This is a genomic window from Legionella spiritensis (assembly GCF_900186965.1).
GTDB classification, from domain to species: Bacteria; Pseudomonadota; Gammaproteobacteria; order Legionellales; family Legionellaceae; genus Legionella_C; species Legionella_C spiritensis.
Window position 1 is genome coordinate 1,720,924 of record NZ_LT906457.1, and the last position, 12,964, is coordinate 1,733,887.

Sequence of the window (12,964 nt, forward strand, 5' to 3'; positions counted from 1 at the left end):
ACTGGCAATCCGACCTACAAAAAATGAACAAATTACACGCCTTTTGCAACTGTGAAAAATTTTGTTCACGGAGCCTTCGCATTTTACCTTAAGTGACATACGAAACCCAATAGATTAGACTACTTATCACCAATTCTTTTTTCTTTTACTATGGGTGCTTATCATTATCAGGCCTTAACCAAAACCGGAAGCACCAGCAAAGGCGTCATCGAGGCGGATTCGGAACGTCACGCCAGACAAATGCTTAGGGAACGAGGTCTTATTCCAACCGGTATCAATGCCCAGGCCAAACTCAGAAAGGCGGGACATTTAGCAAAACTGTCCGCTCAGGATCTTGCCTTGCTCACCCGTCAGCTGGCTACTTTATTATCGGCAGGCATACCAGTGGAAGAATCATTGCGGGGCGTCAGCGAACAAACCGAAAAAGACAAGGTCAGGGAATTAATCATAGGTGTGCGAGCCAAGGTTGTGGAGGGTTACGCGCTGGCACAGGCTATGGGTGAGTTTCCCCACGCTTTTCCGGAGCTCTACAGGGCAACGGTCGGAGCGGGCGAGCAGACCGGGCGACTGGACATGGTTTTGGAAAAACTGGCCGATTACACGGAAAATCAGCAGGAAACCCGACAAAAAGTACAACAGGCCCTGATTTATCCATCCTTGATGATTATGGTTTCCACGGCTATTATCAGCTTTCTCCTCGCGTTTGTAGTACCTAAAATCATTGAGGTCTTTACCTCAAGCGGGCAAACACTGCCGGAAATGACCAAATTGCTAATTAACATCAGTGACTTCATTAAATCCTATGGACTGCTTACCATAACCGTTTTTATCCTGTTGATCCTCGGTTTTCGTAAAAGTCTCTCCAATCTAAAAGTTCGTATGGCCTGGCATCGTCTCCTGTTGCAATTACCCATCAGCGCTTATTTAATAAGATCCGTTAACGTTGCGCGCTATATTCATACGTTCGGCATACTTTTTGCCGCTGGAGTCAGCGTTCTGGAAACCATGCGTGTTTCAGCCAGTCTGGTGACCAATCTGGTTATGCGTGACGCGTTTGATCTGGCCGCGGTACGGGTCCGTGAAGGAACGGCAATCAGCCATGCCCTGAAGGAAACACATTTTCTAAATCCCATGGCCGTACATCTTATTGCCAGCGGTGAAAAAAGCGGCCAGGTTTCCGAAATGATGGAGCGTGCCGCCTCACACCTCGACAACGAAGTGAAACGATTAATTGAAACCGCCCTGACTTTGCTGGAGCCAATGGTTATTCTCCTGATGGGTGCTGTGGTATTATTTATCGTACTTGCAACTCTGCTGCCAATTTTTTCTATGGAACAATTGGTGACTTAGGGACTGTTTTGACTATTTGCTATTCCGGAGTTTTAAATGAAAAATCAAAAAGGCTTTTCCCTGATAGAAATTATGGTCGTCGTTGTCATATTAGGAATACTGGCTTCTATTGTTGTTCCCAAAATCATCAGCCGACCGGATGAAGCCCGCGTTGTCAAAGCCAAACAAGATGTACTTGCGATTCAAAACGCCATGGATCTTTATAAACTTGATAACGGTTTTTATCCTAGTACCGATCAGGGACTTCTGGCGTTGGTTGAAAAACCAACCTCCAATCCCGAGCCTCGTGACTGGAAACAGTACCTGAAATCCTTACCCAAAGATCCATGGGGCCGTGAATACCTTTTCCTGAATCCCGGACAGCATAGTGAAATAGATATCTTTACTTTGGGTGCGGATGGCCAGCCCGGCGGTACCGGCATCAATGCCGAAATAGGTAACTGGGATGCGCAATAACTCCGGTTTTACGCTCATAGAAATATTGGTTGTTTTAGTGATTGTCGGCATTACATTAACCATGACGTTATTGGCTTTCGGTGATTTCGGCGCCGGACGTAAGGCCCTGATGAGTGCGGAACAATTCGTTTCTTATGTAAAACTGGTACAGCAGCGTGCGATTCTGGAAGTGACTACCCTTGGAATTAATATTGATCGAGGGGGCTATGAAACGTATCGTTTTGACAATGACACAATCTGGCAACCCATGTCGCAGCAAAGCCTTTTTCATTGGAAACCTTTTCCAAAGAACGTCGTTGTAGCGATCAACACCAGAATACGAAATCGTGACAAGCGGCCTGACATTGTGATCAATCCCTCGGGAGATATGTCCCCCTTTACCATAACGTTCGGCACGGTGGAAAAACCCGAAATCGCTACGGTGTATGGTCAGCATAATGGCAAAATTGTGTTGGGGAAGTCTGAATCATGACAAGGAATTCATTACTAAAAAACAAATTAAATCAAGGATTTACTTTAATCGAAGTCTTGCTGGCCCTAACCATAGTCGCGATTGCTCTGGTTGCCTTGATTAAGGCGACCAGCCAGGATGTCGCTAATACCCACCGTATCAAGGAAAAAACCATCAGCCACTGGATTGCCATGCAAGGCGTGGCTATGGTGCAACTGGGATTACTGGAGGCTTCCCCGAGCAAGGAAATAACCCAGGTAACGACCATGTTTGGACAACGTTGGTACTGGCGAGTAAAAATCAGCCAGATTCCTCCTGTTCCATCGGTGCAACAAATACGGATAACCGTGAGTAAGCGGCAGGCAGGCCCCTTTATCGATCCTTTACTGGCCTTCCGATATCAATCATGAGAAACAAAAAAGGATTTACACTTCTTGAAGTACTTATCGCCCTGGTCGTGTTTGCCATACTGGCCACTATTACCTCGTCTGCCATGTATTACGCGTTTAATACCCGCTCCCGGGTAACTATACAAGCTGATCGCCTGGTCACTCTGCAACTGGCCATTACCCTGATAGAGCGAGATGTTGAGCAAGTCACCAATCGCGCAGTAAGGGGTAACGAAATGCGGTTGTTCCCGACATTTATCGGCAAAGAAAATTATATGGAGCTGACACGCGGTGGCCTCACCAATCCCAACAGCACGGAAAAACGAAGCACCATGAAACGCATCGCCATACTGTGTGACCAGCATCAATTAATACGTAGAAGCTGGCCAACCCTCGATAGCGTTACCCGGGAAAACTATGAAGATAAAGTGCTTCTTCAAGACGTGGACCGCTGTCAATTCGGCTATCTGAACAAGGCCAACGACGTTTTGAGCGAATGGCACGCCAGCACATTGGTCGGGAATAAATCGGTTCCCACTCCCCTGCCCCGTGCCGTTCGGTTAAATCTGAGCTTGAGCGACTGGGGACAAGCCAGTTTTCTTTTCATACTTCCGGAAGGGCTATATGGTGATACCCAGGAAAAATAACGGTATATCGGAACAATATGGTCACGCGTTAAAAGGCAGTGCATTAATTTCCGCGCTGTTTATCATGACACTGGTTGCTATTGCCGCAACCGCCATGAGCACACGATTGCAGATGGATATCTATCGTACCCGTTTGACTCTGCTAACCGACAAGTTATACCTTGCTTCGCAAGGCGTTACCTTTTGGGCCATGAGCGAATTATCCAACAAAAAAAACCGGTTTACCCGTAGCAACAAACAGGGAATTGTAGCGCTGTTTCCGAATAAAATAAAAAATATATACCCTGATTTTGTAACAAACGGAAGTTTGTATGATTTGCAAAGCCGCTTTAATCTTAATAATTTAAGCGAAAAAGCCTATGTGCTGATGTTTTTCCGGTTGCTTGACAACTTAAATTTAAAATCCGGTCTCAATAATGATCAGAAAAAAATACTCCTTGCTGATCTCCAAAGCTGGATATCCCCCTACAAACCAGGACGTGGCAATGATGAACGAATGAATTACTATCTTAAGCAAAAACCACCCTATTTTCCAAGTCATCAACCTTTGCATAGTGTTACGGAATTCAGACTGATCAGAAATGTCCCGGCCAATATCTATCAGGGACTTGCTAACTACATCACCGCCCTTCCTGAAACGACAGCAATTAATATCAATACCGCCCCACCCTTTGTTCTTAAAGCGCTGGGTAACGGTCTTAAACCGGACCAGGTTAACGAACTGATGCTGGCACGTCAGGAAAACGGTATAACCGATATAAAGAAAATAAACCCATTATTGCAAAAGCTCAGGATTCGAGGTGAACAGGTTACCCTGGAAAGTCAGTATTTTCTGAGTGTCGCAATAATCCGTCACGATGAATTAAACTTGATTAACTACACCATACTCAAGCGCACCAGGGATAAAAAAGGCAAGATATCAGTCAGTTTGATTAGCGAAAGCCTGAATACGTTATAGCATGAAACCCGCAATACGGCCGCAGGCCTCCTTGCGGGCTACGTCTCCTTTGCAAAAAAAATGGTACCAGGACATTTTTGTTCACAGAACCTAATCAGATCATTGGTCATTTTACAGGTTTCAGGATAACCCGCTTGCCTTTCTTATTCACCATAATCACTTCATCCACGCCCCAGGCTCTGGGATATATGGATTCTTCCAAACCTCTGAAATAATCATTGGTGTGTACCGTATTCGCCGGAATTATGACGGGTACTCCAACAACCATTTCAATGAATCCCAATTCCAGATTATTATTACTGTCCACTTTACCGACCAGTAAATAAGAAGGCTTATTGTCTGTTGGCGGTTGAGCCAGTGTAATTAAATGAGGGCTGGGATGGCGTTCTATTCTGCTTCCGCCCGTTTCGCCGCTTCGCATGACCCATTGCTTGAAATATTCCGGCCCATACAGATATTGTGCCTGAACACTTTCCATGCCTATTTTGATTGGATTCCCTTTTTTTGCTATTTTTAAATTAAATTTTTTCAGGGTTTTAGCTGTTAGAGAGTATACTTTCACAGGAATTTCTGTTTTCTCGGTCTGAAAAATATAGCTTCCCGGTTCGGAAGGAGTGCCTTTCCCCCTAATCCAGCCATTAATTTTTGAATAATCAATCGCCCCTTTATACGGTTTTAATGGAACAGCGCTTACCCGTCGTGGGCAAACGAGTCTATAGATCCCTTCTTTTCCAACCCAGATTACTTTTTTGATTTTCATGCCCGGGCGTTTTTTTAATGAATGAAGCAATTCCTCATCAACATCGTGAATTTGTTTTTGAACCAAAGGATAGGCTTCATAAGAAATATCACAATCATTCTGGTGAGCATGAACGGTCGGGTTAAAAAATAATAGTAATCCAATAACAGCACATCCATACTGCCGCATAAAAATCTCCCAAGGCCGTGTAATCATAAAATTTCTGTCTAAATTTTCATCCGGGAAGATACTTCGGAAGCGTTTTCCTCCCCAAAAACGTCTTCCATATCCGCTTTCAAATCGGCAACAATATCTGCGAATTTTTCCTGAAATGTTTGCAGATACTCAGCAAAAGGACGAATATCGGGATTATAGAGTTCTTCAATAATGGTACGTAACTCTTCCCCTTTACTTCCAGTAAAACACGGATGCTCAAAATTAAAATCTGTAGTCCAGCATCTTGCAATGGACTCTTCATCAAATACCTGTTCCGGAATTTCATTGGTAAGCATTTGATACAAGGTACAGGCCAGATTCTGTCTTTGCAGAATTTCAAGATTAAGTAAATTTTTATGATAAGCGGAGGTCTGGTGATACTCTTGTGTCGTGTTCGTCTGGCAGATAGGAACCATTTTCTCGCTGGATAACAACAGGCCCTTGGCGTCTGAAATTCGCAACGCCCCTTCTTTACTTAAAAGCACATTACTCGGCTTCAAATCGGTATACCAGACATTATGTTGATTTATCTTGCGGTAAAATTCCAGCAACTCTTTATAGTAAAACAGGGACATATTTTGAATATCCTCAATATCCATACCGGCGTCGTTATTTAACTTACCATGAAGGTTTTTAAAAAACGCCTCGATACTGCCTCGCTCAAAATATTCCGTAAATTCCATATACACTTTTTCGTGCCCATCGTCTTCAAGGAAAAATAATTCGTACGGCTGAACCACATAATCCACTCGTGTCAAACGCTCTCTGGCGATACGAGCGGATATAGCCATCTCATCCTCGCTTGAGTTAACTCGAAATAAGCGGCAAATAAAGTGCTCATCCGTTCTTGTGATTTTGACAACCGGGTTATTGGAACCACTTAAATCCTCATCCTGATACTTTGGTTCCCGCTCAGGATTATCCAGTGCATAGGTATTTAACATATCTGTGAATTTGTTACCGAAACTTGATTTTCCCTCATACTCTTTGTATAAATCTTTTAGTAAATTGGTTCTGGAAGTTATAGGAAGTAATTTCGCCTGAAACGTTCTTCGCGGTATTTCACGCGCTATCCATTGCTCGACGGCGTATAAAGGATTTTCCTTAAACCACTCTCTTACCGCGTTACTGGCGGTTCCTTTACTCATCAACTTCCAGTAGTAATCGCATAATTTTAAATAATATTTTCTGACGGCTTCAATATCCTGCTCACCCGTTATATTACTGTTTATTTTATCGAGCAAATGATTAATGTGTTTGATTTGCTTTCTTTTAGGACTAAAGAAGCGTCCCTGTGACGGTAAATGTGACATTCCCATGTGCTTGTCCCTAAGCGAAGTATGTCCTTTAAATATAGCCAATTTATGATCATTTTGCTTTTATTGTGGGCTTAAAACGCATCTTTGCAATTTCTTCGCAGGAGCACCCTTCGCTGAGCCTTACGTTTCAGTGGACTTTTACGGCTAAATGGAAGTTAGAATCTGACAATACGATTGATAAAAAAGAATGCGGTGTCTTATTGAATATCCTGTTCATTTAAGACATCATCATGATTATGAAACATACACGCTCTGAGTTTAAACAGGCGTTCTACGCCACTAACCCCACTTTTTTCGCCTATTTTCCATTAGGCCTGGTATTTGGAGTGTTATTTACCAACGCCGGTTTTCCCTGGTATCAGGCGCCCCTCATGAGCGCTCTGGTTTATGCCGGTGCGGTTCAATTCATTGCCTTGGGCATGATGATTAATCATAACAACCTGGCGGCTATTCTTCTGGCTGCCTTGTTTGTCGCTTTACGCAATTCTTTTTATGGCCTGAGTCTGACGGAACGCTTTAAGGCAGCCCCACGTGCTGTTCGAATGTTTTTAATTTTTGGTCTTGTTGACGCGGCTTACGCCATTTTCGTATCACGACCGTCCAAACACGGCGAAAACGATGTCGCATTTTGTTTCTACACTACGCTTTTACTCTATATTTACTGGGTAGGAGGCACACTGATTGGCGCCATGTTTGCCGGTAGTATTCCGGAGGTCAAAGGATTGGAATTTGTACTTACCGCTTTCTTCGCCATCATCGTTATTGAGCATTTCTTAATCAATAAATTCACCGATGCGCTATTTATTCCGCTGGCGGCTTCCTGCATCGCTTATACGTTGCTCCCGCAGTTCTACCTGCTGATAGCCATATTGCTATGTGCGTTTTATCTCTATATTAAAATAAAGGTGATCCGCTCATGACCGGTTCTTACTGGCAAATCACAATCGCCCTTTGTTTTTTGATCCTCATCACTCGTGGATTACCTTTTTTGTTTGCCAGCTATATGAAAGACAATTTCAACAAAATCGGCAAATTACTGCCTGCCTATATTATGTTGTTGTTGGTCATCTATGAAATGGATATCCGTTCTTTTACTCATCCTCCCTATGGTTTGCCGGCAATTTTCTCTTTATTGTTCCTTACCGTCATCCATTTGTGGCTGCGTAATACGTTCGTCAGTCTGGCGACTTCCACCGTCCTGTATATCGGCCTCATCCATTATTTTCAGTAACCGTGGCATGGAAAAGGCTGGTAAGGCGCCCCATTTGATTTATTATTAACCGATATGTTATAATTTTATTTACAAATTAAGGTATAACTAATGAACAAGACTGGATACAGACCCGATAACGACGACGCCCCGCCGGAAGGTTATTCCTATTCGCTGATACAAAAAAAACTAAACGCACCCAACTCAGGCTCCACCAAACAAATTGTCAGGGCCTGTGTCGACGACAGTGGCGCCAAGGGCCCGGGCTCCAACAGCGACGAAACCGATGTTACTAATAACAGTGAAGGCTTTATCGTAAGCGGTGACATTGCCGGTAGCCTCCATGAAACCCTGCAAGGCAAAAACATCGAACGCAATCAGGACAGGAAACAGGAAAACAAACGTCACCATGTCATAGAGGATGGGGTCGTCACCGAAGAAGCTATTGAACAATCGGAAAACAGCGCGGAAAACACCCTCGAACAAGCTGAAAACCGGGAATGGAGCAATGAACACCTCTTTCCTTTTTCCACCATACCAAAACCATAAAAAAGGTAATAGCCATGCCTTATCCATATATCCGTAAAGCAAAACCCGGAGACTACGAGGCGTTCCCGTCTTTTTTGGCAGAACTTGCATCGAAGCCACCAATCGCAACACAGCGTTCAAACAATTTGAAATAATTAGAGGCCAGATCCGGATAAATCCTGATCGTCCGGGATCTCTTAATGCCTGCTTAATTTTTGACAAATATAATGAATGTCTATGTCAGGCAAGAGTAAACTATGACAGCGATACAATTACCAATCACCTTAAAGGGTATAAAAAACGTCACAGAGCTTTATGAAAAATTTGCACCGGCATTATATTTTCATCCGCAGGAAAATGCTTTTCCAATTGGTTTAAATACACTGGTAGAGAATAGTGCTCTGGTCATGCGCATGTCCAATGGTGACGAAAAAAGGCTGGAGCCCGGTACATTTACCATAGACGATCTGGACAACATGAAGGAGCTTTGGAAAAAAAAAGGTTATAGCGATGAACAATTGAATGGAGCCGTTTATTCTTTAGACCCCGACTTAACGCATGATGCGTTGAAAGATACACGAAAAAACAAGGAAAATCCTGTGGTGCATGTTGCTCCCGCAGTGGTTAATTTTACCGACGACAAGTCAGGAAAAGAACAATCTTATTTACGTCTGACTTACGTCTATGTTTCAGCAATTAATAACCCCGAATTTCCAATTGTATCAACCGTGGCAAAACTACTTGGATTAGCACAGCCTGGTTATCACAAAGCCGATATTGAGCATGTTGCCGTCTATATTCCATTAGAGAAACAAATTAAGTCGGATAAAATAGTGTATTCACTGACTGACCCTTCTCATGTAGAGCGCGCGTACTATAGCGCACACGGCTCCGCTGAAGGAACGTGGGTAAAAAACCCCAAGGTTGAGCAAGAAAGCCATATTAAAGTTTACGTTGCCCAAGGGTCTCATGCCAATTATCCCGGAAAAGGGATACATATACCTTTTCCGGGAATCATTAAACGACTTTTAAATACCATCGGCCTTACCTTTTTAATTCCTGAAACAGGATATATCCCTCGAATTATGGGTTTTGCCAGTGATCGTATTGGACTTGATAGCAAGCCACATATTTCAACTGGTACCAGCATTACACCAATGCCCAAAGTTATCGCATCAAACAAACAAGCCATTGAATTTGATGCGGGAAACTTTGATGTCGGTATTTACAAAGATTTTGTCAAAGGAAAGGAGCCCCCCAAAAGCACCAATTGGTTTATTCGCTTATTGCCCTTGTCTTTTATGAAACGCTTTATGAAAACCGATCATCAGGATACGCAGGTTACCCCCTTAGCCTATGCTACCTTGCAACCTGAATATGGTCATTACTCCACGCGTCATTTAAGCAAATTATCCCACGCCTCTTCACTGCGACAAGACCCGATACCGAAACCATTACTAACTTATTCATCTGAATCGGAGGGTCCGAACAGTCCCGTCCTTGCGAGTGAAAACGAGGCGGCAATTGTTTGTGCAACAAATAATCGTTTCATGTAGCCCGCCATGAAGGCAAAGCCGAAATGCGGGAAAACCGTCCACATGGGTGTTCACTGTGGTATTGGGGCAAGAAAACCGAAACACGCCCTAGGTTTCGTGATCGTTTTTACTCATATAAAGAATAGCCTGGGTCAAGGCTTCGTCCGTACAGTATTTATCAGGCAAACCGGATTCCTTGCAAAGTCCTTTGTGATGCATCAAGCCCTTACCTATTTTGACATTGTATAAAAAATAATCCATAGGAGTTTTAAACTGTTCGGGATTATTATCGGATTCTACTGCGGCTTCCTTAAAGCGGATATTCCAGGCCTTTTTATCAAAGGCAGCCGGCGCTTTAAGCGCCATGGCCAATTGCGGTGCATGACAACGACTGCATGCTTCCTTGTAGGTTATTTTACCGATGTTTTCAGCCTGAACAGCAATGGTATTCATCATTAAAACAACAATAACCAGTAGTAATCGTGTCATCTTTCCCTCTTTTCTGTTTTTGTTGATAACAATACGCTAATACTGTTTCCATTTGGTTTGTATGGTTTTCATTCTTAAAAAACGTCTACGGCACGAAGACAATTTTAGAACAAAAAGCACTAGTCGCTGTTATCTTCTTCAGGTTGTTGTTTGCTTTTATATTGCTGATAAAGTTTATCTGCGGTTTCTTTTTGTTCCGGGTTTAATTTTCCTTCCAGTCTCGCCAGTTCTTTCTCAGCCTGCTGATTATTACTGTCAGCTGCCAGTTTTAGCCAGGCATAGGCTTTTACCTGATCTTTATTGACCCCTAAGCCGGCCAGATACAGGTAGCCTAACTTGCCTTGCGCGAATGAATCACCTTGATCCGCCGCTTTGCCGAACCAGTACGCCGCCTGCTCATAATCCTTGTCAACGCCTCTACCACTCAGCAATAACTGTCCATATTCCGCTTGTGCCTGAGTATGCCCCTGTTTTGCGGCAGCATGGTACCAGAACGCCGCTTTTTGCGGATCCGCACTGACGCCAAGCCCATTCAAATATTGATAACCGAGATAAGCCTGGGCATTTTTATACCCTTGCGCCGCGGCTTTTTCAAACCAGTAGGTTGCGGCATTTTGATCCTGCGTAATACCGTATTTTCCTGTATACAATAATCCCAGACTGTATTCACCTTTCGCATCGCCTTGTTTAGCCGCCTTTTCATACCAATATTTCGCTTTCTCGGCGTTTTTGGCAGTGCCATATCCCATGAGGTATTGATAAGCGAGATTAACCTGGGCTTTGGCATAACCTTGCTCGGAAGATTTTTTAAACCAGGTAAACGCTTTGTCTTGATCCGTTCCCACCCCATCTCCGGTCGCATACATCAACGCCACATTACGTTGAGCGATGGAGTTACCCTGATCGGCAGCTTTCATATACCATTTGAATGCCTCTTTAAAATCCTGTTGAAAGCCTCGTCCGGTATCATACAGATACCCCAGACTTAATTGGGCCAGTGCATTCTTTTTATCAGCCGCTTTTCTATACCATTCTCCGGCGAGTTTATCGTCCTGATTAACCCCGTATCCATATTGATACATGCGGCCAATCAAATACATGGCCTCGTCATTTCCTTCCTTGGCAGCCTGCATCAGATGAGGATAGGCCGTTGTGTAATCACCATTTTCGTAAGCTGAAAACCCGATAATCTCGTCAGCAAAAGCCGCATTCGCTGCAAAAAACAACACAAGGATGAGTTTGCGCATGACACTTCCTAAAATGGCCGTATACTTTAAAGCGTAGAATATTGTTGCGACAAATCAAATCTTTGTTTTCATTTTGTTTTAGAATGAAATGGATACGCTACCAGCGGGGCTGAACGTTTTCCCCATTTCGACTTCCCCTTCATAACGGCTACAGGAAACACTACAAAAAAGGGACAAATCACACCCCTTTTTTGTAGACGCAATTAATTTCGTTCACGGAACCTGGAACTTGCTGGCATGTCATGCCATGGCTTCGAATATCGCGGCGGCGCCCATACCCGTTCCGATGCACATGGTCACCATACCATAGCGACCTTTGGTGCGGCGCAAACCATGAAGCAACGTTGCAGTACGTACGGCACCGGTAGCTCCCAACGGGTGGCCGAGTGCAATAGCACCGCCAAGGGGATTTACCTTGTCGCGTGGAAGTTCCAAGGTTTTTATAACGGCAAGAGCCTGCGCCGCGAACGCCTCATTCAACTCTATCCAGTCCAGTTGCTCAAGCGTGATCCCCGCTTTTTTAAGCGCTAGTGGAATAGCGTTAATAGGGCCTATTCCCATAATCTCGGGAGGGACTCCGGCTACCGCATAGCTTAATAAACGTCCCATAGGTTTCAGGTTGTATTTTTTAAGCGCGTTTTCACTGGCCAGTAAGGCAATACCCGCACCATCGCTCGTTTGCGAACTGTTGCCGGCTGTAACCGTACCTTTGGCCGAAAAAACAGGCTTCAGACGCGCAATGACCTCATAAGACGTATCGGCACGAGGCCCCTCATCCTGTCGGATTACCCGTTTGGACTCCCGTATTTGCGAGGTAACCAAATCCGCCTTGCGCTCCGTTATTTCAAAAGGAACGATCTCCTCATCAAAATCCCCCCGTTTTTGAGCGGCAACCGCCCGTTTATGACTTTCAGCAGCAAACTCATCCTGTTCTTCTCTGGATACTTCCCACTGCTTGGCGACGTTTTCCGCTGTGATCCCCATGCCATAGGCGATAGCTACCTGTTCATTGTTATAAATAGACGGATTGGCCGTATATTTATTCCCTCCCAAAGGAACCATCGACATACTTTCAACACCGCCGGCCAAAGCCATTTCCATCTCGCCCTGATTGATGGACGCAGCCGCTGTCGCAATGCTCTGCACTCCGGAGGAACAGAAACGGTTGATGGTCATAGCTGGAACCGATTGGGGCATGCCGGCAAGTAATGAGGCAATTCGCGCCACATTCATGCCCTGCTCGGCTTCCGGCATGGCGCAACCGACAACCACATCGCCTATAGCCCCCCAATCCACTCCCTCGTTCCTGTTTTTTATCGACTTTATGGTATGGGCCAGCAAATCATCTGGTAACGTATGTTTGAATACCCCCCTGGGGGCTTTCCCGACAGGGGTTCGCAATACATCAACAATGTAGACATTAGTCATTT

15 protein-coding genes are annotated in these 12,964 nt (G+C 44.4%); 10 read left to right on the forward strand and 5 right to left on the reverse strand.

The genetic code is table 11. The features are described from left to right. Positions 1-150: 150 nt before the first annotated feature. From lspF to gspK, 6 genes are read left to right on the forward strand one after another with little or no spacing between them, the layout of a single operon-like run. Positions 151-1,350, forward strand: a complete 1,200-nt coding sequence (gene lspF / locus CKW05_RS07800) for a GspF family T2SS innner membrane protein variant LspF (protein ID WP_058483528.1) — start codon at positions 151-153, stop codon at positions 1,348-1,350. A gap of 36 nt (positions 1,351-1,386) precedes the next feature. Then, the gene (gene lspG, locus CKW05_RS07805) at positions 1,387-1,806 is read left to right on the forward strand and encodes a GspG family T2SS major pseudopilin variant LspG (protein WP_058483529.1); all 420 of its coding nucleotides are present in this window, start codon (positions 1,387-1,389) and stop codon (positions 1,804-1,806) included. Next, positions 1,796-2,278, forward strand: a complete 483-nt coding sequence (gene gspH, locus CKW05_RS07810) for a type II secretion system minor pseudopilin GspH (protein WP_058483530.1) — start codon at positions 1,796-1,798, stop codon at positions 2,276-2,278. The genes lspG and gspH overlap by 11 nt, the downstream gene beginning before the upstream one ends. Further along, positions 2,275-2,667, forward strand: a complete 393-nt coding sequence (lspI, locus tag CKW05_RS07815) for a GspI family T2SS minor pseudopilin variant LspI (protein ID WP_058483531.1) — start codon at positions 2,275-2,277, stop codon at positions 2,665-2,667. The genes gspH and lspI overlap by 4 nt, the downstream gene beginning before the upstream one ends. Further along, positions 2,664-3,293, forward strand: a complete 630-nt coding sequence (gene lspJ / locus CKW05_RS07820) for a GspJ family T2SS minor pseudopilin variant LspJ (RefSeq protein ID WP_058483532.1) — start codon at positions 2,664-2,666, stop codon at positions 3,291-3,293. The genes lspI and lspJ overlap by 4 nt, the downstream gene beginning before the upstream one ends. Then, positions 3,271-4,251, forward strand: a complete 981-nt coding sequence (gspK, locus tag CKW05_RS07825; RefSeq protein WP_058483533.1) for a type II secretion system minor pseudopilin GspK — start codon at positions 3,271-3,273, stop codon at positions 4,249-4,251. Before lspJ ends, gspK begins: the two co-directional genes overlap by 23 nt. A 106-nt stretch (positions 4,252-4,357) precedes the next feature. Here gspK and CKW05_RS07830 read toward each other — a convergent pair whose 3' ends face one another. After that, positions 4,358-5,179: a hypothetical protein gene (locus CKW05_RS07830; protein ID WP_133141139.1), complete on the reverse strand. Its 822-nt coding sequence runs from the start codon at positions 5,177-5,179 to the stop codon at positions 4,358-4,360. Positions 5,180-5,217: 38 nt separating this feature from the next. Next, entirely contained in the window at positions 5,218-6,525 is a 1,308-nt protein-coding gene (locus CKW05_RS07835) for a protein kinase family protein (protein ID WP_058483535.1), read from the reverse strand. 230 nt (positions 6,526-6,755) lie between these two features. Between CKW05_RS07835 and CKW05_RS07840 the strand changes: the two genes are divergently transcribed. The 4 genes from CKW05_RS07840 to CKW05_RS07855 all read left to right on the forward strand — a co-directional run bounded on the left by CKW05_RS07840 (position 6,756) and on the right by CKW05_RS07855 (position 9,819). Then, positions 6,756-7,445, forward strand: coding sequence for an AzlC family ABC transporter permease (locus CKW05_RS07840; protein ID WP_082642776.1), 690 nt, complete (start codon positions 6,756-6,758; stop codon positions 7,443-7,445). Then, positions 7,442-7,756, forward strand: coding sequence for a branched-chain amino acid transporter permease (locus tag CKW05_RS07845; RefSeq protein ID WP_058483537.1), 315 nt, complete (start codon positions 7,442-7,444; stop codon positions 7,754-7,756). The genes CKW05_RS07840 and CKW05_RS07845 overlap by 4 nt, the downstream gene beginning before the upstream one ends. 90 nt (positions 7,757-7,846) lie before the next feature. Continuing rightward, positions 7,847-8,284 (forward strand): hypothetical protein, encoded by a 438-nt coding sequence (locus CKW05_RS07850; RefSeq protein WP_058483538.1) that lies wholly within the window; start codon positions 7,847-7,849, stop codon positions 8,282-8,284. 236 nt (positions 8,285-8,520) lie between these two features. Continuing rightward, positions 8,521-9,819 carry a hypothetical protein gene (locus CKW05_RS07855; protein WP_058483539.1) on the forward strand — a complete coding sequence of 433 codons (1,299 nt, stop codon included), beginning with the start codon at positions 8,521-8,523 and terminating at the stop codon, positions 9,817-9,819. 87 nt (positions 9,820-9,906) lie between these two features. On the opposite strand, the gene CKW05_RS07860 is transcribed toward CKW05_RS07855, so the two are convergent. The 3 genes from CKW05_RS07860 to CKW05_RS07870 form a co-directional block, all read right to left on the reverse strand. Beyond that, positions 9,907-10,287 (reverse strand): hypothetical protein, encoded by a 381-nt coding sequence (locus CKW05_RS07860; protein WP_058483540.1) that lies wholly within the window; start codon positions 10,285-10,287, stop codon positions 9,907-9,909. A gap of 119 nt (positions 10,288-10,406) precedes the next feature. After that, complete coding sequence (locus CKW05_RS07865; protein ID WP_058483541.1) at positions 10,407-11,534, reverse strand: SEL1-like repeat protein; 1,128 nt, start codon at positions 11,532-11,534, stop codon at positions 10,407-10,409. A 240-nt stretch (positions 11,535-11,774) separates the two neighbouring features. Further along, on the reverse strand, positions 11,775-12,962 hold the full coding sequence (locus tag CKW05_RS07870) for an acetyl-CoA C-acyltransferase (RefSeq protein WP_058483542.1): 1,188 nt from the start codon (positions 12,960-12,962) through the stop codon (positions 11,775-11,777). Positions 12,963-12,964 lie beyond the last annotated feature (2 nt).

Coding starts and splice junctions, on each gene's coding strand:
- CKW05_RS07865 (WP_058483541.1), bottom strand. CDS start 11,534: ATGCGCAAACTCATCCTTGTGTTGTTTTTTGCAGCGAATGCGGCTTTT.
- lspG (WP_058483529.1), top strand. CDS start 1,387: ATGAAAAATCAAAAAGGCTTTTCCCTGATAGAAATTATGGTCGTCGTT.
- lspJ (WP_058483532.1), top strand. CDS start 2,664: ATGAGAAACAAAAAAGGATTTACACTTCTTGAAGTACTTATCGCCCTG.
- CKW05_RS07850 (WP_058483538.1), top strand. CDS start 7,847: ATGAACAAGACTGGATACAGACCCGATAACGACGACGCCCCGCCGGAA.
- lspF (WP_058483528.1), top strand. CDS start 151: ATGGGTGCTTATCATTATCAGGCCTTAACCAAAACCGGAAGCACCAGC.
- CKW05_RS07840 (WP_082642776.1), top strand. CDS start 6,756: ATGATTATGAAACATACACGCTCTGAGTTTAAACAGGCGTTCTACGCC.
- lspI (WP_058483531.1), top strand. CDS start 2,275: ATGACAAGGAATTCATTACTAAAAAACAAATTAAATCAAGGATTTACT.
- gspK (WP_058483533.1), top strand. CDS start 3,271: ATGGTGATACCCAGGAAAAATAACGGTATATCGGAACAATATGGTCAC.
- CKW05_RS07860 (WP_058483540.1), bottom strand. CDS start 10,287: ATGACACGATTACTACTGGTTATTGTTGTTTTAATGATGAATACCATT.
- CKW05_RS07835 (WP_058483535.1), bottom strand. CDS start 6,525: ATGGGAATGTCACATTTACCGTCACAGGGACGCTTCTTTAGTCCTAAA.
- CKW05_RS07870 (WP_058483542.1), bottom strand. CDS start 12,962: ATGACTAATGTCTACATTGTTGATGTATTGCGAACCCCTGTCGGGAAA.
- CKW05_RS07830 (WP_133141139.1), bottom strand. CDS start 5,179: ATGCGGCAGTATGGATGTGCTGTTATTGGATTACTATTATTTTTTAAC.
- CKW05_RS07855 (WP_058483539.1), top strand. CDS start 8,521: ATGACAGCGATACAATTACCAATCACCTTAAAGGGTATAAAAAACGTC.
- gspH (WP_058483530.1), top strand. CDS start 1,796: ATGCGCAATAACTCCGGTTTTACGCTCATAGAAATATTGGTTGTTTTA.
- CKW05_RS07845 (WP_058483537.1), top strand. CDS start 7,442: ATGACCGGTTCTTACTGGCAAATCACAATCGCCCTTTGTTTTTTGATC.